Origin of the sequence: Microbacterium sp. 18062 (assembly GCF_902706225.1) — a bacterium.
GTDB lineage: Bacteria > Actinomycetota > Actinomycetes > Actinomycetales > Microbacteriaceae > Microbacterium.
Window position 1 is genome coordinate 25,757 of the sequence record NZ_CACSKB010000026.1, and the last position, 20,047, is coordinate 45,803.

General features: G+C 72.0%; 17 protein-coding genes. 11 read left to right on the forward strand and 6 right to left on the reverse strand.

All coding sequences use genetic code 11. The features are described 5' to 3' along the window. Window positions 1-225: 225 nt before the first annotated feature. A complete protein-coding gene (gene secA / locus GVL03_RS11115; RefSeq protein ID WP_159501064.1) occupies window positions 226-3,033 on the reverse strand; it encodes a preprotein translocase subunit SecA in 2,808 nt (935 codons plus the stop codon). Between the two features lie 249 nt (window positions 3,034-3,282). Here secA and GVL03_RS11120 point away from each other — a divergent pair, with 249 nt between their 5' ends. The 6 genes from GVL03_RS11120 (at window position 3,283) to GVL03_RS11145 (ending at window position 8,493) form a co-directional block, all read left to right on the forward strand. Continuing rightward, window positions 3,283-4,209, forward strand: a complete 927-nt coding sequence (locus tag GVL03_RS11120) for an efflux RND transporter periplasmic adaptor subunit (RefSeq protein WP_159501065.1) — start codon at window positions 3,283-3,285, stop codon at window positions 4,207-4,209. Next, window positions 4,206-4,937 carry an ABC transporter ATP-binding protein gene (locus tag GVL03_RS11125; protein ID WP_159501066.1) on the forward strand — a complete coding sequence of 244 codons (732 nt, stop codon included), beginning with the start codon at window positions 4,206-4,208 and terminating at the stop codon, window positions 4,935-4,937. Before GVL03_RS11120 ends, GVL03_RS11125 begins: the two co-directional genes overlap by 4 nt. After that, the gene (locus GVL03_RS11130; RefSeq protein ID WP_159501067.1) at window positions 4,934-6,154 is read left to right on the forward strand and encodes an ABC transporter permease; all 1,221 of its coding nucleotides are present in this window, start codon (window positions 4,934-4,936) and stop codon (window positions 6,152-6,154) included. The genes GVL03_RS11125 and GVL03_RS11130 overlap by 4 nt, the downstream gene beginning before the upstream one ends. An 18-nt stretch (window positions 6,155-6,172) precedes the next feature. Further along, complete coding sequence (locus GVL03_RS11135) at window positions 6,173-6,775, forward strand: PadR family transcriptional regulator (protein ID WP_159501068.1); 603 nt, start codon at window positions 6,173-6,175, stop codon at window positions 6,773-6,775. A gap of 206 nt (window positions 6,776-6,981) precedes the next feature. After that, window positions 6,982-7,116, forward strand: coding sequence for a hypothetical protein (locus GVL03_RS22635; RefSeq protein ID WP_306770333.1), 135 nt, complete (start codon window positions 6,982-6,984; stop codon window positions 7,114-7,116). A 48-nt stretch (window positions 7,117-7,164) separates the two neighbouring features. Further along, the gene (locus GVL03_RS11145) at window positions 7,165-8,493 is read left to right on the forward strand and encodes a hypothetical protein (RefSeq protein ID WP_159501069.1); all 1,329 of its coding nucleotides are present in this window, start codon (window positions 7,165-7,167) and stop codon (window positions 8,491-8,493) included. 270 nt (window positions 8,494-8,763) lie between these two features. Here the strand turns inward: GVL03_RS11145 and hpf are convergent, their stop codons facing one another. From hpf to mtrA, 5 genes are all read right to left on the reverse strand, one after another. Continuing rightward, entirely contained in the window at window positions 8,764-9,423 is a 660-nt protein-coding gene (gene hpf / locus GVL03_RS11150; RefSeq protein WP_159501070.1) for a ribosome hibernation-promoting factor, HPF/YfiA family, read from the reverse strand. A gap of 65 nt (window positions 9,424-9,488) precedes the next feature. Beyond that, window positions 9,489-10,169, reverse strand: a complete 681-nt coding sequence (locus GVL03_RS11155; protein ID WP_159501071.1) for a ComF family protein — start codon at window positions 10,167-10,169, stop codon at window positions 9,489-9,491. 91 nt (window positions 10,170-10,260) lie between these two features. Further along, a complete protein-coding gene (locus GVL03_RS11160; protein WP_159501072.1) occupies window positions 10,261-11,934 on the reverse strand; it encodes an LpqB family beta-propeller domain-containing protein in 1,674 nt (557 codons plus the stop codon). Then, the gene (gene mtrB, locus GVL03_RS11165) at window positions 11,931-13,610 is read right to left on the reverse strand and encodes an MtrAB system histidine kinase MtrB (RefSeq protein ID WP_159501073.1); all 1,680 of its coding nucleotides are present in this window, start codon (window positions 13,608-13,610) and stop codon (window positions 11,931-11,933) included. Before mtrB ends, GVL03_RS11160 begins: the two co-directional genes overlap by 4 nt. A 1-nt stretch (window position 13,611) precedes the next feature. Beyond that, window positions 13,612-14,292 carry an MtrAB system response regulator MtrA gene (gene mtrA / locus GVL03_RS11170; protein WP_159501074.1) on the reverse strand — a complete coding sequence of 227 codons (681 nt, stop codon included), beginning with the start codon at window positions 14,290-14,292 and terminating at the stop codon, window positions 13,612-13,614. Window positions 14,293-14,453: 161 nt separating this feature from the next. Between mtrA and GVL03_RS11175 the strand changes: the two genes are divergently transcribed. Genes GVL03_RS11175 through GVL03_RS11195 form a run of 5 tightly spaced genes read left to right on the forward strand, consistent with a single transcriptional unit; the run spans window position 14,454 to window position 19,839 of the window. Beyond that, window positions 14,454-15,773 carry a glycerophosphoryl diester phosphodiesterase membrane domain-containing protein gene (locus GVL03_RS11175; protein ID WP_159501075.1) on the forward strand — a complete coding sequence of 440 codons (1,320 nt, stop codon included), beginning with the start codon at window positions 14,454-14,456 and terminating at the stop codon, window positions 15,771-15,773. Continuing rightward, window positions 15,770-16,420 (forward strand): DUF4129 domain-containing protein, encoded by a 651-nt coding sequence (locus GVL03_RS11180; protein ID WP_159501076.1) that lies wholly within the window; start codon window positions 15,770-15,772, stop codon window positions 16,418-16,420. Before GVL03_RS11175 ends, GVL03_RS11180 begins: the two co-directional genes overlap by 4 nt. After that, window positions 16,417-17,571 carry a DUF4350 domain-containing protein gene (locus GVL03_RS11185; RefSeq protein ID WP_159501077.1) on the forward strand — a complete coding sequence of 385 codons (1,155 nt, stop codon included), beginning with the start codon at window positions 16,417-16,419 and terminating at the stop codon, window positions 17,569-17,571. Before GVL03_RS11180 ends, GVL03_RS11185 begins: the two co-directional genes overlap by 4 nt. After that, window positions 17,568-18,533 carry a MoxR family ATPase gene (locus GVL03_RS11190; RefSeq protein WP_159501078.1) on the forward strand — a complete coding sequence of 322 codons (966 nt, stop codon included), beginning with the start codon at window positions 17,568-17,570 and terminating at the stop codon, window positions 18,531-18,533. Before GVL03_RS11185 ends, GVL03_RS11190 begins: the two co-directional genes overlap by 4 nt. Before the next feature lies 1 nt (window position 18,534). Continuing rightward, window positions 18,535-19,839 carry a DUF58 domain-containing protein gene (locus GVL03_RS11195; RefSeq protein WP_159501079.1) on the forward strand — a complete coding sequence of 435 codons (1,305 nt, stop codon included), beginning with the start codon at window positions 18,535-18,537 and terminating at the stop codon, window positions 19,837-19,839. The last annotated feature ends 208 nt before the right edge of the window (window positions 19,840-20,047 follow it).

Here is a 20,047-nt window from a genome sequence, read left to right on the forward strand (position 1 = left end):
TGCCTGGCGCGCCGCGGAGTCCTGCATGTGAGACGAGCTCGCCCTGGCTTCCCCTCGGAGATGCCCGGACGACCAAGCGAGCGTCACGTCCGCCTCGGTCTTCGGCTAAGGCAAGGTTTACCTGACTAAACCGAGCCTATCCAGGCAGTCGAAGTTAGGCAAACCTGTTTCGGTCAAGCCGCTATCACGGTGACCGCCTACTCGTGCGGGTGCCTGCGCCGAGCGCTACTTCTTCTTCGCGCGGCGCTGGGCCCGGTTCTGCGGAGCGGGAGAAGGCGCGGATGCGGCGGAGCCCGCGGCATCCGTCTTCTGTCCGAAGGCGCCACGGGCGGCGGGCTCGGGCACACGGGCCGGGGCCTGCGGCGCCGTCGCCTGGCGCGCGCGGCCCGTCGCCGCCTTCTGCACCTGACCGCGATCGTTGCGCACCTCGACGTCGCCGTCCTCGGTGGGGGCGGTGTACTCGAGCCGCTGGGCCTCGACGGCGGGGGCGACGAGGCCCTTCGCGGCGACCTCGGTGTGATCGTCGCCCTGACGGCGCACCTCGACCTCGAGGTTGAAGAGGAAGCCGACCGACTCCTCCTTGATCTGTCCCATCATCGTCTGGAACATCTCGTAGCCCTCGCGCTGGTACTCGATGAGCGGATCGCGCTGGGCCATCGCCCGCAGGCCGATGCCGTCCTTGAGGTAGTCCATCTCGTAGAGGTGGTCTCGCCAGCGACGGTCGAGCACCTGCAGCACGACCCGGCGCTCGAGCTCGCGCATCGCGGCCTCGCCGAGCTGCTCCTCGCGCTTCTGATAGGCGATCTTCGCGTCGCTCGTGAGCTCGCGCTTGAGGCCGGCGGGCGTCACGCGCCCCTTCTCCCCCGCCTCTGCGACGACCTCGTCGATCGTCACGCCGACGGGGTAGACGGTGCCCAGCTCGGTCCAGAGGGCGTCGAAGTCCCAGCTCTCGGTGTGGCCGCTGCCGGTGCGGTCGTCGACGATCGCGGCGACGGCGTCCTCGACGAAGTGCGACACGCGGTCGGCGATGTCGTCGCCCTGCAGGATGTGGCGACGATCGGCATAGATCGCCTCGCGCTGACGGTTCAGGACGTCGTCGTACTTCAGGACGTTCTTGCGCATCTCGGCGTTCCGCGACTCGACCTGGCTCTGGGCGCTCTTGATCGCCCGCGACACCATGCCGGACTCGATCGCGACGTCGTCGGGGAAGTTCGTGCGCGCGAGGATCGCCTCCGCGGCGCCCGACTGGAACAGCCGCATCAGGTCGTCGGTGAGCGACAGGTAGAAGCGGCTCTCGCCGGGATCGCCCTGGCGGCCCGAGCGACCGCGCAGCTGGTTGTCGATGCGCCGCGACTCGTGCCGCTCCGTGCCGAGCACATACAGCCCGCCCGCCTCGACGACCTTGGTGGCCTCCTCGGCGACCGTGTCGCGGGTGCCCTCGTAGACCGCGTCCCACGCGGCCTCGTACTCGTCGGGGGTCTCGACCGGGTCGAGTCCCTTCGCCTTCATCTCCTGCACCGCCAGGAACTCGGCGTTGCCGCCGAGCATGATGTCGGTGCCGCGGCCGGCCATGTTGGTGGCGACCGTGACGGCGCCCAGGCGCCCGGCCCGGGCCACGATCTCGGCCTCGCGTGCGTGGTTCTTCGCGTTCAGGACCTCGTGCTTGATGCCCTTCTTGGCGAGCAGCCTCGAGAGGTACTCGCTCTTCTCGACGCTCACCGTGCCCACCAGCACCGGCTGGCCCTTCTCGTGCCGCTCGGCGATGTCCTCGACGACCTGCTCGAACTTCGCCTGCTCGTTCTTGTACACCAGGTCGGGCTGGTCCTTGCGGATCATCGGCTTGTTCGTCGGGATGGGGACGACGCCGAGCTTGTAGGTCGACATGAACTCCGCGGCCTCGGTCTCGGCCGTGCCGGTCATGCCGGAGAGCTTGCCGTAGAGACGGAAGTAGTTCTGCAGCGTGACGGTCGCGAGGGTCTGGTTCTCGGCCTTGACCGGCACCCCTTCCTTCGCCTCGATCGCCTGGTGGATGCCCTCGTTGTAGCGGCGACCCACCAGGATGCGGCCGGTGTGCTCGTCGACGATCATGACTTCGTCGTTCATCACGACGTAGTCGGCGTCGCGCTTGAACAGCGCGAGCGCCTTGATCGAGTTGTTCAGGAACGAGATGAGCGGGGTGTTCGCCGACTCGTACAGGTTGTCGATGCCGAGGTAGTCCTCGACCTTCTCGATCCCGGGCTCGAGGACGCCGATCGTGCGCTTCTTCTCGTCGACCTCGTAGTCGACGCCCGCTTCGAGGGTGCGTGCGACCTTGGCGAACTCGGTGAACCAGCGGTTCGCCTCGCCCGAGGAGGGCCCGGAGATGATCAGCGGCGTCCGCGACTCGTCGATGAGGATCGAGTCGACCTCGTCGACGATCGCGAAGAAGTGACCGCGCTGGACGAGGTCCTCCTTGCGCCAGGCCATGTTGTCGCGCAGGTAGTCGAACCCGAACTCGTTGTTCGTGCCGTAGGTGACGTCAGCGGCGTACTGCTCGCGGCGCACCTCCGGTGTCTGGCCCGACACGATGGTCCCGGTCGTCATGCCGAGCGCGCGGTACACGCGGCCCATGAGCTCGGACTGGTAGCTCGCGAGGTAGTCGTTCACCGTGACGATGTGCACGCCCTCGCCGGCGATCGCGTTGAGGTATCCGGCGAACGTCGCGGTGAGCGTCTTTCCCTCACCGGTCTTCATCTCGGCGATGTTGCCGAGATGAAGGGCGGCGCCGCCCATGACCTGAACGTCGTAGGGACGCTGGCCGAGCGTGCGCTGGGCCGCCTCGCGGACGGCGGCGAACGCCTCCGGCATGAGCCGGTCGAGGGTCTCCCCGGCCTCGTGACGGGCGCGCAGCTCCACGGTCTCTCCGCGCAGCTCCTCGTCGGTGAGGTGCGAGTACTCCTCCTCGAGGGCGTTGACGGCCTTGGCCACCTGCTGCAGGCGGCGCACGAGCCGGCCCTCGCCGGCGCGGAGCAGTTTCTCGAGAGGGTTGGCCACGGGGCATCTCCATCTGTCGGGTGGGCGCTGTCGCACCCAGTCGCGCCCGGAATCCGAGCACACCGCCTTCCATGTTATCCGTCCGTGACCTTCGAGAGCACTGGATGCGTCGACGACCGACTCCCTCCGACACTCGGACATCCGGAGGGACAGGAAAGCAGTGTCGCGTATGCATATACTCGGAAACTACATACGAGGTATGCATCTGAAACCGAGTTCCGCCGCCGGGCGGATGGGAGAGGACGAACCGTGGTCGTCTGGCGTCGTTGGGTGTTCCCTATCCTGCTGGTGGTCGCCTTCGGGCTCATCGCCGCCTCGCTCACGAAGATCGCCTTCTTCCCCGACGCGCAGCCCGTCTCGGCCGAGCCGGTCGCGGGGATCGCCGACCCCGTCGTGACCGTCGAGCGCGGCGAGGTCGTGAACGCGCTGAGCCTGTCCGGCACGATCGCGCGCGACGAGGCGTTCGACGTGAAGTCGGAGATCGACGGGACCGTCACCGCCGTGCACGTCGGCGACGGCCAGAGCGTCGAGGCGGGTCAGGTCCTGTTCACCGTCAAGCAGGCCGACCCGGTCCGCACCATCGACATCGCCGCCCCCGAGGCGGGCGCGGTCTCCGAGATCGCCGTCGTGCGAGGGCAGGCCGTGTCGGTGGGTGTCGCACTGGCCTCGCTCTCGCCCGCGCGCCACCACGTGCTCAGCGCCGTCGAGCCCGTCCAGCTGTATCGGCTGCTGGGGGCGCCGTCCGAGGCCTCGGTCACGATCCCGGGCGGACCGGCGCCCTTCGCCTGTACGGGGCTGGACGTGCAGGTCGCCGAGGACGGCACGACGAGCGTGCGCTGCGCCGTTCCCGGCGACCAGACCGTCTTCGCGGGACTGCCGGTGACCCTGGACCTCACGATCGGCACGGTCTCGGATGCGCTCGTCGTCCCCACCACCGCGGTGAAGGGCGGCGCCGGCTCCGGCGTGGTCTGGGTGGACGCCGGCGACGGCGGAGACCCGGAGGAGCGCACGATCTCGCTCGGCGTGAGCGACGGCACGACGGTGGAGGTCGTCGACGGACTCGCCGAGGGCGAGATGATCCGGCAGTTCGTGCCCGGGGTAGCCGCTCCCGTCGAGGAGGTCTGCTACGACGACGGCGCCGGGGGCGAGTACTGCGAGACGGGGATGAGCTGGTGACACTCGTCTCGCTGCGGGGCGTCGCCAAGCACGTCGTGCTCCCCGACGACTCTCGACTCGACATCCTCCACGGCATCGACCTCGACGTGGAGGCGGGCGACCACGTGGCGATCGTCGGTCGCAGCGGCTCCGGCAAGTCGACGCTCCTGAACATCCTGGGCCTCATCGACATGCCCTCCGCGGGCTCGGTCGCGTTCGAAGGACGATCGGTGTCGAGGATGCGGTCGGGCGCGCTCGATCGGATGCGGGGACGCACTGTCGGATTCGTCTTCCAGCAGTTCAACCTGCTCGCCGGACGCACCGCGCTGGAGAACGTCGCCATGCCGCTCGGCTACGCGACCGGGCGCGAGTTCTGGCGCCGCACCGACATCGCCGCGGCGATGCTGGAACGCGTCGGGCTCGGCCACCGGCTGGACTCGCCGCCCGAGCGGCTCTCCGGCGGCGAGCAGCAGCGCGTGGCGATCGCGCGCGCGCTGGTGAGACGCCCCTCCCTGATCCTCGCCGACGAGCCCACGGGTGCTCTCGACGTGCACACCGGATCGGTCGTGATGGGGCTGCTCGATGAGATCGCGTCCGAGACGGATGCGGCGCTCGTGACCATCACCCACGACCTGCACGTCGCGGCCCGCGCGCGCCGGCACTTCCGGCTCGAGGAAGGCCGGATCGCCCCCGCCGACCTCGATCGCGCCTTCCGCGAGAGCACGCTCGCCGCCGAGGTCCCGGAATGAGCCGCCTGCTCGCCCCCGTCGTCGGAGCGCTGACCGAGGCGTGGGCCGAGATCCGCCATCATCGGCTCCGGGTGCTGCTGAGCCTGATCGGCATCGCGGTGTCGGTCGGTGCGCTCGCCACCGTCTTCGCGCTCGCCGACTATCAGCGGCAGTACTCCGCCGAGCAGTCGGACAGGTACGGCGGACGCGTCGCGACCATCGCGGTGACCGCCTCCGGCACGGACGGCACGGCGGTCGACCCCGATGCGCTCGACGCCCAGTTCGCCCGCGTGGCCGAGCGCTACGGCTTCGGACATGTCTCACGCGTCGCGACCCTCACCGTGCCCGTGCAGGCACCCGACGGTGTGCGCGACACCACCACCCGCCTGATGGATGTCGACTACCCGGTCATGCACCGGCTCGCGCTCGCCGAGGGCCGGTGGTTCACGTCGGAGGATCGGGAGCTGCTCGCCCCCGCCGTGGTCGTCTCGGAGCCGCTGTGGGACTCGCTCGGCCGCGTGCCGCTCGCGCAGCATCCGACGCTCACCCTGACGGGGCCGCTCGCAGGCACCTACCAGGTCGTCGGGGTCACCCCCCGGCAGGGGCAGTGGGACACCGAGCACCGCGTCGACATGCTCTACGACAGCTACCGCGACAGGGTGGACGCCATGCCCGCCGACCTGATCGTCCAGCGGGAGGTGTGGGTGCCCCCGGGAATCGTCGACGAGATCGGTCCCGTGCTCGCGATGGACCTGCGCGCCGCCGCCTCGTCCGGCGTCGAGATCGCGGTCAACCGCACCGACTGGGCCGCGCAGACCGGCGCGGGCGACGCGGCGCTCGCGTTCGAGCTGGTCACCGGCGCCATCGCCGGGCTCGTTCTGCTCCTGGGCGGGCTCAGCCTCGTGAACGTCCAGCTCGTGGCGATGCGTCAGCGCATCCGCGAGATCGGCGTCCGACGCAGCTTCGGCGCGACGAGCGTGCGGGTGTTCACCTCGGTGCTGCTGGAGAACGTCGTCGCGACGGCGGTCGCCGGCGCCGTCGGCATCGTCCTCGCGATCGTCGTGCTCCGCACCCCCGTCGTCCTGTCCATGTTCACCGGGATGCAGGACGTGCCGCCGTTCCCCGTGCGCGCCGCGCTGCTGGGCCTGGCCGCATCCGTCCTCGTCGGCGCGCTCGCCGGCATCCTGCCCGCCAGCGTCGCCTTGCGCGTCAAGGTCATCGACACGCTCAGGTTCTGAGCAGATCGGAAGTCGCCCGTGTCCGTCCGCCAGAGCATGCTCGCCATCCTCGACCAGGGTCCGTGCTACGGCTATCAGCTGCGCGCCGAGTTCGACCGGCGCACCGGCTCGACGTGGCCGCTCAACGTCGGCCAGATCTACAACACCCTCGACCGCCTCGAACGCGACGGACTCGTCGTCAAGGGCGACATCGACCCGCAGGGCCACGTCTACTACGAGATCACAGAGGCGGGCCGAGAGGAGGTCCGCACGTGGCTGGGGTCGCCCGTCGAACGCGGCCAGGGCACGAGGGACGAGCTCGCCGTCAAGCTCGCCGTCGCCGCGACGCTGCCGGGCGTCGACATCGCCGCGGTGATCCAGACCCAGCGGCGCGCGTCTCTCGGCCAGCTGCAGGCGCTGCACCAGGCGAAGTACGCCGGGGACAACACGGACGGCCCGGAGGAGCTCGCCTGGTCCCTCGTCGTGGACGCGATGATCTTCTCCGCCGAGGCCGAGGTGCGCTGGCTCGACCACACCGAACAACGGCTCGCTCAGCATCCGCAGCATGCTCTGGCGCTCGAGCTCTCGACCGAGCGGCCCAAGCGCGGGCGTCCCTCCCGCACCGCGGAGTCGGCGCGATGACCGACGCCGTGCTCACACTCGTGGGCGTCTCGCAGCAGTACGGCACAGGACCCACCGCCGTCAGCGCGCTCAGCGGCGGCGCTCGCTCGGCTTCGTCTTCCAGGACTTCAACCTCATCCCGACCCTCACCGCCCTCGAGAACGTGACGCTTCCGCTCGAGCTCGACGGGTTCCGCAGCCGCGTGCTTCGCGATCCAGTCCGACGGGATGCTCCGGCTCGAGGACGTGCCGTGGTCGCTCATCGCCGCGACCGCCCTCGCGCTTCCCGCGGGCATCGCCGCCGTCTCCTGGCTCGTGCCGCCACGACGCCCCGACCTCACCCGCCGCACGGCGATCGCGTGACGACGGCGGCGCCGGTCCGCACCTCTCCGACCCGCATAGGATCGATCCATGGCCGGTTTCTGGGGTAAGCGCAAGCGCGAGCAGCAGGCGGAGATCGACGCGCAGGACGCGGATCTCGCCCGGCGCGCGCAGCAGTCGCTGGTCGCCGCCGACGAGCGGATCCGGTCGACGTCCGAGGAGCTGTCGTTCGCCGAGGCGGAGCTCGGAGACAAGTCCACCCGGGACCTCCGCGAGGCGCTGACGGCCGTGCGCACGCACCTCGCCGAGGCGTTCCAGCTGCACCAGCTGAACCACGACGAGATCCCGGACACCCCGGAGGAGCTGCGCACGCGCAACGCGCGGATCGTGCAGCTGTGCGACTGGGCCGAGGAGCTTCTGGACGACCGTACGGCGACGCTCGCCGACGCCGTCGCCCGCATCCGACGAGCGCCCGAGGTGCTCGCCGGCGTGCGGACGGATGCGGAACGCCTGCGCGAACGCATCCCGCACGCCGCGGAGGTCGTGGAGCGCCTGCGCGGGCGGTACGCCGCATCCGCCGTCCACCAGATCGAGAACGCTCCCGCCGAGGCCGAACAGGTGCTCTCCTTCGCCCTGCACAGCGCCGACGTCTCGACCCGCCGCCGGGCGGCGAACCGCGCGGAGGAGGCGAACCTCGCGCTCGAGGCCGCGACCGAGTCGGTGCGCCGGGCGGAGAACCTGCTGGACGGCGTCGAGGACTTCGAGATCGAGGCGCTGCGGGCCGAGTCGACCCTGGCCGAGGTGATCGCGGACTCCCGCGACGATCTGGTGCGGGCGCGCACCGCCCCGACCACGCCCGAGGTCGCGTCGGCGACGCGGGACCTCGAGCAGACCCTCTCGACGCTGCCCGCCCCCGGGACGCCCACGGATCCCTTCGCCGAGCTGTCCCGGCTGCGCGGCGCCAACGAGGCGCTCGACATCGCGGTCGCGAAGGCCCGCAAGCGCGCGGAGCACCCCCTGCCGAGCCCGGCCCAGGTGCGCCACGCCGTCGACGACGCCGACCGTCAGATCGCCGTCGCCGGCAGTCTCATCAACGGCCACCGCGGGTGGATCGGCGCCGACGCGCGCACCCGGCTCGCCGAGGCCGAGCGCACCCGCGCCGACATCGAGCGCCTGCCCGACGAGGAGGACTCGCTCGAGACCGCGCTGCACCTCTCCCGGCGCGCCGGGCAGCTGGCCAGCGAGGCGTTGCAGCTCGCGCAGCGCGACATCGACTCCGCCCGCCCGCGCGACGACGACTGGGGCGGCGGATGGGGCGGCCGCGGTGGCCGGGGAGGCCGCGGCGGCATGGGCGACGCGATGGGCGGCATTCTCGGCGGGCTCGTCATCGGCGGCCTTCTCGGCGACATGTTCGACTGACTGAGCCGCGCCCCGCTCCCTCCCGACGACCGGATGCGGGATCTCCCCCTCCCCGGGAGACTCTCGCATCCGTCTTGGTGCGCTGATGCTCGTGCGTCGCGTGTCTCGCTCAAGCATCCGGATCACGCCGAAGCCCTGCACAAGTGAGACACCGACCCCCGGAACCACCCACACCCTCGACCCCGTGTCTCACTTGTGCAGCCGGAAACCCCGACCGACCTGCACAAGCGAGACACGGATCCGGGACGACCGTCCCGGGGGACTCTCGTGTCAGGAGGCCAGCTGCTCCGGCACCGCCTGGGTCGTCAGCGAGATGACGCCGTAGTCCCAGCCCTTGCGGCGGTAGACGACGCTCGGATGGTCGGTGCGCGCGTCGATGAAGAGGAAGAAGTCGTGGCCGACCAGCTCCATCCGGTCGACCGCCTCCTCGACGGTCAGCCACTCCGCATCGAACCGCTTGGTCCGGATCACGACCGGCGTGTAGTCGGCCTCGTCCTCCGCCCCCGTGATGACCGGGATCTCGCCCGTCGCGACCGCCTTGATGACATCCGCGGACGCCGGCTGCACGTCGATTCCGGCGATCTCGCCGGTGCCCTTCTCGTAGTGGGCCCCGCGCGGGTGGTTGCGGCCGTCGATGCGCTTGTCCTTCGCGCGCCGCACCTGCTCGCAGAGCTTGTCCACCGCGAGGTCGAGAGCGGTGAACTTGTCGCCGTCGACGGCTTCGGCCCGCACCAGGGGGCCCTTGCCGGTCAGCGTCAGCTCGACGGTGGAGTCCTCCATCCGGCCGTTGTGATAGGCGCGGTGCGTGACCTTCACGTCGAGGCTCTGCGCCCGTGGCGCGATGTTCTCGATGCGACCGGACTTCTCCTCGACGACAGCGCGAAAGCGATCCGTGATCCCGACGCCCACGCCGACGATGCTGGTATCCATCCTTGACCTCCTTGTTCCGGTCCACCCGGTCAAGGGCGGACCATCGTCGCCTTGTCCCCTCCACGCTAGTCCTCGGAGGTGGCGGTGTCACGCGCCGAACCGCGCTTCGGCGTGGCGGCGACGGTGAGCGCTCCGACGACCACGCCGCCGGCCCGCTCGAGTGCGCGGGCGGCCTCGGACAGAGTCGCCCCGGTGGTGACCACGTCGTCGACCACCACGACCTTCTCCCCGGGAGTCACACCGGCCGCCGTGAGGCTGCCCGACACGTTGCGCGCGCGGTCGTCCCGGCCGAGCCGGCGCTGATCCGCCGTCCGGCGGGCGGTGCGCAGAGCCGGGACCGCGGGCAGCCCGCTCCGCCGCAGGACGAGCTCGACCACCCGGTATCCGCGCCGTCGCATGGCCGCGGGCGAGGTCGGCACCGCCACGTACCGCATCCGGTCCCCCGGGAACACGGATGCCGCCCGCGCTGCGAGGGCCAGCCCCAGGGGCCGGGCCAGCGACGTGCGTCCGTCCTCCTTGAGTGCGCGGAGCACGGCAGCCGGCTCCCCCTCATACGCGAAGGCCGAGTGGACGTCGAGCCGCGGCCCCAGCCGACGCGTGAGCGGGAGCGGCGTCGAGAGCAGCCTCCGGCACGCGGCGCACAGCGCCACGTCGAGCGTTCCGCATCCGGCGCACGAGACCGGCAGGACGAGAGCGAGCGCGTCGGCGGCGGCGCGTCGGGCGAGCTCGGCGAGAGAAACGGCCATGGCGCGATGCTGGCGCATCCCCGTGGCCCGCCGCGGGAACGCGCGGCCCGACGGTGGACAGCGGGGTCGCACCGCCGTCTGGGGAGGGATGCTACTGCTGACCGCCCTGCTGCACGGCCAGCACCTCGACGCCGGCGCCGGTCTGCACCCAGTTCGTCTGGCGACGGACGAACAGCTCGCCCGCCGCCGAACGCAGCCGCACGGCGCCCGGGTTGTTCACGCCCGCGAGGTCGACGGCCCCGGCGGGCGCCTCGAGCGAGGAGGTGAAGCCGCCGATCGGCTGCTCGATGTAGGTCGACGCGTCCGCTCTGGCATCGAGCGCACCGATCGTGGCGTTGTCGAGCCAGCCGACGTCCGTGCCGTCGCCCCCGAGGCCCGCGAGCGTGATCGGCTCGCCGAGCGCGCTGGGCACGCCATCGGCATCCCGGATCACCCCCGCGACGACGAGCTCCGGGCGCGATCCGAAGCTGACGATCGCGGCCATCCGCGTGCCGTCTCGCGAGATCTGCATCGAGTGGATGCGGCTGGCGCCCGTCCACGCGCCGGTGATCTCGACGGCCTCACCGGACGCGATCGTGGCCCGCACCGCACCGGGTGTGCCGGCGGGAACCGTCCAGACCACGTCGAAGGCATCGATCGTCGGGTCGAGCAGGCCCGCGCGGTCGTCGAGCGTCGTCGTCGTGCCGTCCTCCGCCACGAGGGCGGCGGAGCCGTCGGCGAGGCGCACGGCCGCAGAGGCCCGGTCCCGGGCCAGCTGCACCGCGAGCGGCTCGGCCGCCACGATCGCGTCGGAAAGGCCGGGTATAGGTGTCAGGTCGCCCGAGACGAGGTAGCCGAAGCCCTCCTCCGTCAGCACGAGCGCTCGCGGATCGATGGTGGTGTCCTGGGTGGACAGCCGTCGGGCGTCCAGGCGCGTGCCGTCGACGAGCATCTGGACCTGTGTCACCTGAGCGGAGGCAAGACTCGCAGACAGCTGCGTCTGCATCCGGTCGAGCGTCGCCTGGTCGAGCGCGAGCGCCTCCGCGCTGAGCTGCGCCTGCGCGACGCCGTCGGGCGTCGGCACGGACGGCAGCAGGTCGACGTTGTCGGGGAAGGCGGACACGACCGACTCCGCGAGCCACGACGCGGCATCTCCGTTCACGAGCGCGTCCGCGACGCGGGTGGCGGCGTTCGAGGTCGGGAACCAGCGGGCATCGGGGACGAGGAACTCCCATGTCGGATCGAAGTACATCAGGGCGTAGGAGCGGAACACGCTCCGAAAGACGTCCTCGTCGAGCACGATGCCGTCGGGGGCGCGGACGATACGCCATTCCCCGTCCTCCTGCTGCGCGAGCTCGTAGGTGAGCGGCGCCGCCACCCCGCCGTCCGACCGCGAGTAGCTGCCGCCCTCGTCGACCGTGGCCCGCGGCGTCACCTGGAGGTCGATGCTGCCGTCGGCCAGGGGGGCGTACAGCCGGTCCGCCAGCACGTCGACGATGACGCCGGCCTCGGGCTGCCAGGCGTCGCGGTAGTCGGACGCGAGATACAGTCGCGCCGTCTCCCAGTTGTCCTGGGGCCCAGATGCGGCCGTGACGAACCCGTCCACGATCTGCTCGGGGGTGGCGCCCGGCTGCGGCGCGTTCGGCCGGAAGATGACGTCCGGAGACTCCGGGTCCGAGCTGTAGGACGGTCCGGGCTGGACCGGCCCGCTCGTGGGCAGTCCGGCACAGCCGCCGAGCGCGACGACGACCACGAGCACGCCGACGAGTCTCCACACGCGCCTCATCGGCGATCCTCCCCGTGCCCGGCGCCGGCGGCCCGGATGTCGAGCGGCTGGGTCACGCCGAGCACGTCGAGCACGTCGTCGCCCGGATCGAGCGGCAAGGGCGAGGCGGCTTCCTCTGCCGACTCGCGTCGCGGCAGGGTGAGCACCATGTTCGTGCCGCGGCCGGGCGATGACCAGACCGCGAGCGAGCCGCCGTGCAGACGTGCGTCGCCGAGCGCGATCGACAGCCCGAGACCGGTGCCGCCGATGGTGCGCTTGCGCGAGGGATCGGCCCGCCAGAAGCGGTCGAACACACGTTCCTGGTCCTCGGCGCTCATGCCGAGACCGTAGTCGCGCACGCCGAGGGCGACGGCGTCCTGATCGCTGTCGACCGTGACGACGATGGGCCTCCCCTCGCCGTGCTCGATCGCATTGCCGAGGAGGTTGCGCACGATCCGGCGCACGCGACGCGGATCCATGTCGACCGGGGAGTACCCGCCCGGCGCGACCAGCCTGACGTCGCTGCCGTGCGTGTCGGCCAGTTGCTGCATCGAGGCGATGACGTCCTCCGCGAGGGCGGCGAGGCTCGTCGGCTCGCGTTCCAGCTGCACCGACCCGGCGTCGTAACGGCTGATCTCCAGCAGGTCGCCGAGCAGCACCTCGAACCGCTGCACCTGGGCGTGCAGCAGCTCCGCCGCGCGGGCCGACACCGGGTCGAAGCCCTCCCGGTGGTCGTTGAGCACATCGGCGGCGAGCCGGATGGTGGTCAGCGGGGTCCGCAGCTCGTGCGAGACGTCGGAGACGAATCTCTGCTGCACGAGCGAGAGGTCGGCGAGCTCCTTGATCTGCGCCTGGATGCTGTCGGCCATCGCGTTGAAGGACCGTCCGAGGGTCGCGATCTCGTCCTCGCCGTGCACGTCGAGCCGCATGTCGAGCCGGCCCGCGGCGAGCTCCGCGCTGGTACGCGCGGCATCCCCGATCGGCACCGTGACGCTGCGCAGCACGAACCAGGAGATGCCCGCGATGATCGCGATGAGGGCGAACCCGACGATCCAGAGCGTGCCCTGCACGAACGCGAGCGTCTGCCCGGCGGCGGACAGGTCGTAGGCGATGTAGAGCTCGTAGGGGCCCACGCCCTCGACCTCGAGCTGCTGACCGACCACCATGCCGGGCACCGAGCGCCCGGCGTCGTCGGTCAGCGCGATCGACTGCCACCACTGCACGTCGGCGTTGCTCTGCACACGCGCACGCAGGGCATCGGTGATCTCGGCGTCCCACTCGCCGCCGAGCGTGAAGTCCTGCGGCGCCGTCGCCGACGGCGTCTGATCGACCCGGAAGACCGCGACGCGTTCGGATGCGGACTGCCGCACCAGCGTGTCGCGCACGCTCACCATGACGTTGCGCACCTGCACGCTGTCGCTCTGCACCGCCGCGTCCAGCCGGTCCTGCGCCGAGATCGTCGCACGTCGCGCGTCGCCGAGCACCTGATCGCGACGGGACTGGAACAGATCGTTCTGGATGGCCAGCGCCATCCAGACGCAGGCGACCAGGATGGCGAGGGTCGACAACGCGATCGTGAGCACGAGCGTGCGGAAGCGCAGCGAGCGGCTCCAGAGCCCGGCGAGGGTCTCCGGCCAGGTGCGCCACGCCCGCGGGGTGTGCGCGAACCACGTGCGGCGCACGGCCGGAGCGGCCATGTCAGACCACGGCGCCCGCGCGGTAGCCGACCCCGCGCACCGTCGTCACGATCTTGGGATTGTCCGCATCGAGCTCGACCTTGGCGCGCAGGCGCTGCACGTGGACGTTCACGAGGCGGGTGTCGGCCTTGTAGTGATAGCCCCAGACCTGCTCGAGCAGCATCTCGCGGGAGAACACCTGCTGCGGCTTCGAGGCGAGGGCGACGAGCAGCTCGAACTCGAGCGGGGTGAGCGCGATGGCGGCGTCGGCCCGGCGCACCTCGTGCGCGGCGACGTCGACCGTCAGATCGCCGATCCGCAGCACCTCGCCCGATTCCACCGGGGTCGTGCGCAGCCGGGTGCGGACGCGGGCGACCAGCTCCTTCGGGTTGAAGGGCTTCACGATGTAGTCGTCGGCGCCGGACTCGAGTCCGCGGACCACGTCGGCGGTGTCGGTGCGCGCGGTCAGCATGATGATCGGCACCCCGGACTCGCGGCGCACCCGCGTGCAGATCTCGATCCCGTCCATGCCGGGCAGCATCAGATCGAGCAGCACAAGATCCGGGCGCTCCGTCCGGAACACGTCGACGGCCTCGGCGCCGTCGGCGCAGAACACCGTCTCGAAGCCTTCGGTGTCGAGCACGATGCCGATCATCTCGGCCAGCGCTGTGTCGTCGTCGACCACGAGGATGCGTGAAGTCATGAAACGCGTTCGTCCTTTGCGTCCGGCACGGCACGGCCGGGCACCGCCGATGCTCCCCGTGCGCTTCCCACAGAGTAGTCCACCACGACCGCAACGCCGCCGAGCACCGCCCGGCCGTGTGTCACGATAGGAGCAGCCGACGAATCCGCGAGGGAGACATCGTGACCGCCTATCCGTCCTGGACGCCGGCACCGCGAGCGGGCATCGTGCCGCTGCATCCGCTGTCGTTCGGCGCCATCCTCGGCAGATCCTTCACGGCGCTGCGCCAGAACCCGCGGGTCCTGCTCGGCTTCGCGCTCGGGATGCAGATGATCGCGTACGTCGTGCTGATCGTCGCGATCGGCGGCGCGGCGATCGCCTCGTTCTCGCGACTCGACACCCTCGTCGAAGGCACCGACGAGTTCAACGCCGTGCTCGCGGGCTCCATCGCCATCACGACGATCACGGGTGTCGTGCTCGGCATCGCCAGCACGGCGCTCACCGTGATCGTGCAGGGCGTCGTCGTCGCCGACGTCGCGCACGGGGTGGTGTCGGAGAAACTGACGGTCGGCGCGCTGTGGCGTCGGGTGCGTCCCGCGTTCTGGCGCCTCATGGGCTACACGTTCCTCTCGATCGGGGTCGTGCTGGTGGCCGTGGCCCTGGTCGTCGGCGCCGTCGTCGTGCTGTCCCAGCTGGCGCTGGCGGCCGGCATCGTCCTGGCGATCCTCCTCGTCCTCGCCGCGATCCCGCTGGCGTTCTGGCTGCCGACGAAGCTCTTCGTCGTGCCCGCCGTCCTCGTGCTGGAAGGAACCGGCGTCTTCGCCGCCATCGGGCGCTCCTGGCGGCTCACCCGCGGGCGCTTCTGGAAGACCCTCGGCGTCTGGTTCCTCGTGCAGCTGACCTTCAGCATCCTCGCCCAGGTGGTGAGCGTGCCGTTCTCGATCCTGAGCGGCATGCTGTCGGCGCTCGTCGCCCCGACCGGGAGCTCCGACCCGGCGGCGATCGTCGGGATCCTCGTCACGTCCGGCATCACCCAGATCGTCACGCTCCTGATCCAGTCGGTCGCGCTGGTCGTGGTCGCGTCCGCGAGCGCCCTCGTCTACATCGACGCCCGGATGCGGAGCGAGGGCCTCGACCACGATCTGCAGTCGTACGTCGACCAGCGACGGGCGGGCGCCGGCACCGCCGATCCGTACCGCTGGCACATCGGCCGGACCGTGGCGCCGGCCCCGGCACCGCCGGGATACACCGCTCCAGGGTACGGGAGCAGCCCGGGATATCCCGGTGGTGCGGGTTACCCCGGCAGTGCGGGCTCCGCGGCCGGTGCGGGCTATCCGGCTCCGCCTCCGAGCGCGCCCGGACCGGCCGCGGGACAGCCGGAGGCGCGTGAGCCCTCGCCCCCCGGGGAGCCCGCGGGCGACCCCGCGCCCTCCCCGGGCGCGCCGCCGGCGCCGCGTCCCACCGACTGGGCGGCTCCCGGCTCGGCGGACCCCACCCGGTGATCCGCGCGCTGGTGCCCGTCGCGCCGCTCGTCCCCGACGGCGACGAAGCGCGGCGCTGGGCCGAACGGGAGCTGGCCAACCCCGTCTACGAAGCCGCGCAGCCGACCCCGATCGACCGGATCGCGCAGGCCGTCGGCGATGCCGTCGTCCGCTTCTTCCAGCAGCCGCTGCCGGGCACCTGGGGCCCGGCGTTCGCCGTCATCGCGACGATCGTCGTGCTGGCGATCGTCCTGGTCGCGTTCCTTGTCTGGGGCCGACCCCGGGCGACCGCGCGATCACGCGCCTCCGCGTCCGCGGACCTCTTCGGAGACGCCGCCGGACGCAGCGCCGACGAGCTGCGCGCCGACGCCGCGCGCCACTCTGCGGCGGGCGAATGGGTCGAGGCCGTCGCCGCTGGCGTGCGCGCCCTCGCACGCGGTCTCGACGAACGCGGCATCGTCCAGACCTCGCCCGGCGCGACCGTGCAGGCCTTCGCCCGCGCCGCGGCCGACCGGTTCCCGGCCGAGTCCGCAGCGCTGGCCCGATGCGCGACCGACTTCGACGATGTCCGCTACCTGCGGCGTCCCGGCACCCGCGAGACGTACGAGCGGGTGCGCGCGCTCGACGAGCGGCTGGTCCGCACCCGCGTCCTGGCGGGCGCGGGATGAGCGCGCAGGTCGCCCCGCCCCGCCCGCGGGCTCGCGGAGTCACCGCGTGGGTCGCGATCGCCGCCGTGCTGGTCCTCGTCGGAACGCTCGGCGCGGTGCTCGCCTCCTCCGTCCAGTGGACGGCGCGGGATCGCTTCGACCCGGAGTCCGCCGGTCCCGACGGCACCCGCGCCCTCGCCCGCATCCTCGCCGACCACGGGATCGAGGTCGAGGTCGTCCGCGCACGCACGACGGCTCTCGACGCGCTCGATGCGGGTCCCGCGACCCTCGTGCTCCCCGACTCCGCGCTGCTCTCGGACGAGACCTTCGCCGAGCTCGCAGACGCCGCGACCGACGTGGTCGTCATAGAGCCGCGATCACGCGGCATCCGCCTGCTCTTCGATGGGCGGATCGACGGATACGGCGGATCCGAGCCGACCGCCCCGCACTGCGACCTGGGCGACGCCGAACGCGCCGGACCCGTCCTCGTCGGGGCGACGTTCACCGCGGATGCGGAGGGCTGCTACCCGGTCGGCGACGCGTACGGCCTCGTCTGGGGCGCCCACGGCGAGGGCCGCGCGGTCGCCGTCGACGGCACGATGCTGTTCACCAACGAGAACCTCGCTGAGAACGGCAACGCGGCCCTCGGGGTGAACCTGATCGGATCCCGGGACCGCGTCGTCTGGTTCGTGCCGGAGTTCGCCGACACCGACGGTGATCCCGCGACGCTGGGGGACCTCACCCCGGGGTGGGTGAGCCCCGCGATCGTGCTGCTGCTGGTCACGGCGATCGGCACGATCCTGTGGCGCGGTCGTCGCTTCGGCCCGCTCGTGCGCGAGCGGCTGCCCGTCACGGTCCGCGGCAGCGAGACGACCGCGGGCCGGGCGCACCTGTACGCGCAGTCCCGAGACGTCCGCCACGCCGCGACCGTGCTCCGGCAGGGCGCCGTCGGGCGGCTCGGGCGGATACTGGGGCTTCCCGCATCCGCGTCCGCCGAGGCCGTCGCAGACGCGGCCGCGGCCCGGCTCGGGAACGACCGGGCCGACATCGGGCGCATCCTGATCACCGACGAGGTGCGCACCGACCGCGATCTCGTCGCGCTCACCCATCGACTACACGACCTCGAGACCGCGCTCGCCCGGGCGCTCCGGCCCGGAAAGGAACCACGATGACCGAGTCCTCCCCCACCGACGAGGCGCTCCGCAGCGCCGTACACGACGTCCGCACCGAGATCGGGAAGGCGGTCGTCGGCCAGGACGGCGCGGTGACGGGGCTCCTGGTCGCCCTGCTCGCCCGCGGACACGTGCTGCTCGAGGGCGTGCCCGGGGTCGCCAAGACCCTGCTGGTGCGCGCATTCAGCCGCGCGCTCGGCCTCGAGACGCACCGGGTGCAGTTCACCCCCGACCTGATGCCGGGCGACGTCACGGGCTCGCTCGTCTACGACGCGCGCTCGGGCGAGTTCGACTTCCGCGAGGGCCCCGTCTTCACCAACGTGCTCCTCGCGGACGAGATCAACCGCACCCCGCCGAAGACCCAGTCGGCCCTGCTCGAGGCGATGGAGGAGCGGCAGGTCTCGGCCGACGGCGTCACCCGCGCCCTCCCCGACCCGTTCCTCGTCGCGGCGACCCAGAACCCGATCGAGCACGAGGGCACCTACGACCTCCCCGAGGCTCAGCTCGACCGCTTCCTGCTGAAGCTGCTCATCGACGCGCCCGCCCGCGACGCCGAGATCTCGGTGCTCCGCCGCCACGCCGACGGCTTCCGCCCCGGCGACCTCGGCGCGCTCCGCGCCGTCGTCGACGCCGACGGCATCCGCGCGGCGCAGCGGGCCGCCGCATCCGTCGCCGTGTCGGACGAGCTGCTCGGCTACGTGGTGGACCTCGCCCGGGCGACGCGGGAGGCGCCGTCGGTGCAGCTGGGCGCGAGTCCGCGTGCGGCGACGGCGCTGCTCGCGACCGCCAAGGCCTGGGCCTGGCTCGGCGGCTACCCCGCGATCACCCCCGACCACGTGCAGACGATGCTCACCCCGACCTGGCGGCATCGGCTGCGGCTGCGGGCCGAGGCCGAGTTCGAGGGTGTCACCGTCGACGCGGTGATCTCGTCGGTGCTGCAGCAGACCCGCGTTCCGATCTGACGTGTACGTCACCGGCCGCCTTCCCCTCCTCGTCGCCGTCGGCGTCGTGCCCGTCGTGCTGCTCGGCTCCGCGGGCGCGGACCCGTGGCTCGTCGCCGCCGGGTGGATCGGGCTGTGTGCGGCGACGACCGCGATCGACACCGTGCTGGCGGCGTCCCCGCGGGGAATCGAGGTGTCCCGGACGATCCCGGCCCGCGCGCGGCGGGACGAGCCCGTGCTCACGGAGGCGGTGCTGCGCAACACCGGGCGTCGACGCCTGCGGGGGCGCATGCGGGACGCGTGGCAGCCGACGGCCGGCGGCCCGTACGCCCGCGCGCCGATCGACGTCCCGGCGGGTGAGTCGCGGCGCGTGCCGGTGCCGCTGCATCCGCGCCGCCGCGGCGAGCTGGTGTCGGAGTTCGTCGTCGTCCGATCCGTGGGGCCGCTCGGGATCGCCGGCCGGCAGCGGGTGATCCCGGCCCGGGGCGCGCTCCGGGTGCTGCCGCCGTTCGCGTCCCGGCGGCATCTCCCCTCCCGGCTCGCGCGGCTGCGGGAGCTCGACGGCTCGACGAGCGTGCAGATCCGGGGGCGCGGCACCGAGTTCGACAGTCTGCGCGAGTACGTGCGCGGCGACGACGTGCGCTCGATCGACTGGCGGGCGACGGCGCGTGCCGGAACCACGATGCTCCGCACCTGGCGGCCCGAGCGCGACCGCCACATCGTGATCGTCGTGGACACCGGCCGCACCTCGGCGACGAGGGTGGGCGACGGCGTGCGGCTCGACGCCTCGATGGAGGCGACGCTGCTGCTGTCCGCCCTCGCGGCGCGGGCCGGCGACCACGTGCACCTCGTGATGGTGGACCGGGTCGTGCGTGCGCGGGTGAGCGGTGTGGACGGGAACGCGCTCGTGCCGGCGCTCGTCGACGCGATGGCGTCGGTGGAGCCGCAGCTCATCGACACCGACTGGGCGAGCGTCACCGCGCTCGTGCGCCGGCTCGCGGTGCGTCCGGCGCTCGTCGTGCTGCTGACCGCACAGGACGATCCGGCCGCATCCCGTGCGTTCCTGGCGGCGCTGCCGACGTTGACCGAGCGCTCCCGGGTGCTGGTCGGCACGACGAACGACGAGGAGCCCGCCGCCGCCGGACCCGCACGCGATGCGGACGACGCCTATCGGCAGGCCGCCGTGCTGCGCGCCCGCGCGGATGCGGCCCTGGTCGCCGACGCCGTGTCGCGAGCCGGCGCGATCGCGCTGTCCGCGGATGCCGAGAGCCTGCCGCCGCGCGTCGCCGACCACTACCTCGCCCTGAAGCTCAGCGGCCTGCTCTGACCCCACCTCGCCCCCGCTCCCGCGATGCATGTCTCACTCGTGCAGGCGACACCCCACCCTGAGCTGCATATCTGAGACACGAAGCATCCCTCGGACGACGGACTGACCGTTCGTGTCTCAGTTGTGCATGACGAAGCCGCTCGGATGCTGCACGAGTGCGACACAGGAAGCCACCGCAGGCGCCAGCACACGCACGACACAGGAATGC

What these genes read in the sequence shown, in the direction of transcription:
- GVL03_RS11130 (WP_159501067.1), top strand. Translation starts at nt 4,934, where the DNA reads ATGAGCCGCCTGCTCGCCCCCGTCGTCGGAGCGCTGACCGAGGCGTGG.
- GVL03_RS22635 (WP_306770333.1), top strand. Translation starts at nt 6,982, where the DNA reads ATGCTCCGGCTCGAGGACGTGCCGTGGTCGCTCATCGCCGCGACCGCC.
- GVL03_RS11145 (WP_159501069.1), top strand. Translation starts at nt 7,165, where the DNA reads ATGGCCGGTTTCTGGGGTAAGCGCAAGCGCGAGCAGCAGGCGGAGATC.
- hpf (WP_159501070.1), bottom strand. Translation starts at nt 9,423, where the DNA reads ATGGATACCAGCATCGTCGGCGTGGGCGTCGGGATCACGGATCGCTTT.
- GVL03_RS11155 (WP_159501071.1), bottom strand. Translation starts at nt 10,169, where the DNA reads ATGGCCGTTTCTCTCGCCGAGCTCGCCCGACGCGCCGCCGCCGACGCG.
- GVL03_RS11160 (WP_159501072.1), bottom strand. Translation starts at nt 11,934, where the DNA reads ATGAGGCGCGTGTGGAGACTCGTCGGCGTGCTCGTGGTCGTCGTCGCG.
- mtrB (WP_159501073.1), bottom strand. Translation starts at nt 13,610, where the DNA reads ATGGCCGCTCCGGCCGTGCGCCGCACGTGGTTCGCGCACACCCCGCGG.
- mtrA (WP_159501074.1), bottom strand. Translation starts at nt 14,292, where the DNA reads ATGACTTCACGCATCCTCGTGGTCGACGACGACACAGCGCTGGCCGAG.
- GVL03_RS11185 (WP_159501077.1), top strand. Translation starts at nt 16,417, where the DNA reads ATGAGCGCGCAGGTCGCCCCGCCCCGCCCGCGGGCTCGCGGAGTCACC.
- GVL03_RS11190 (WP_159501078.1), top strand. Translation starts at nt 17,568, where the DNA reads ATGACCGAGTCCTCCCCCACCGACGAGGCGCTCCGCAGCGCCGTACAC.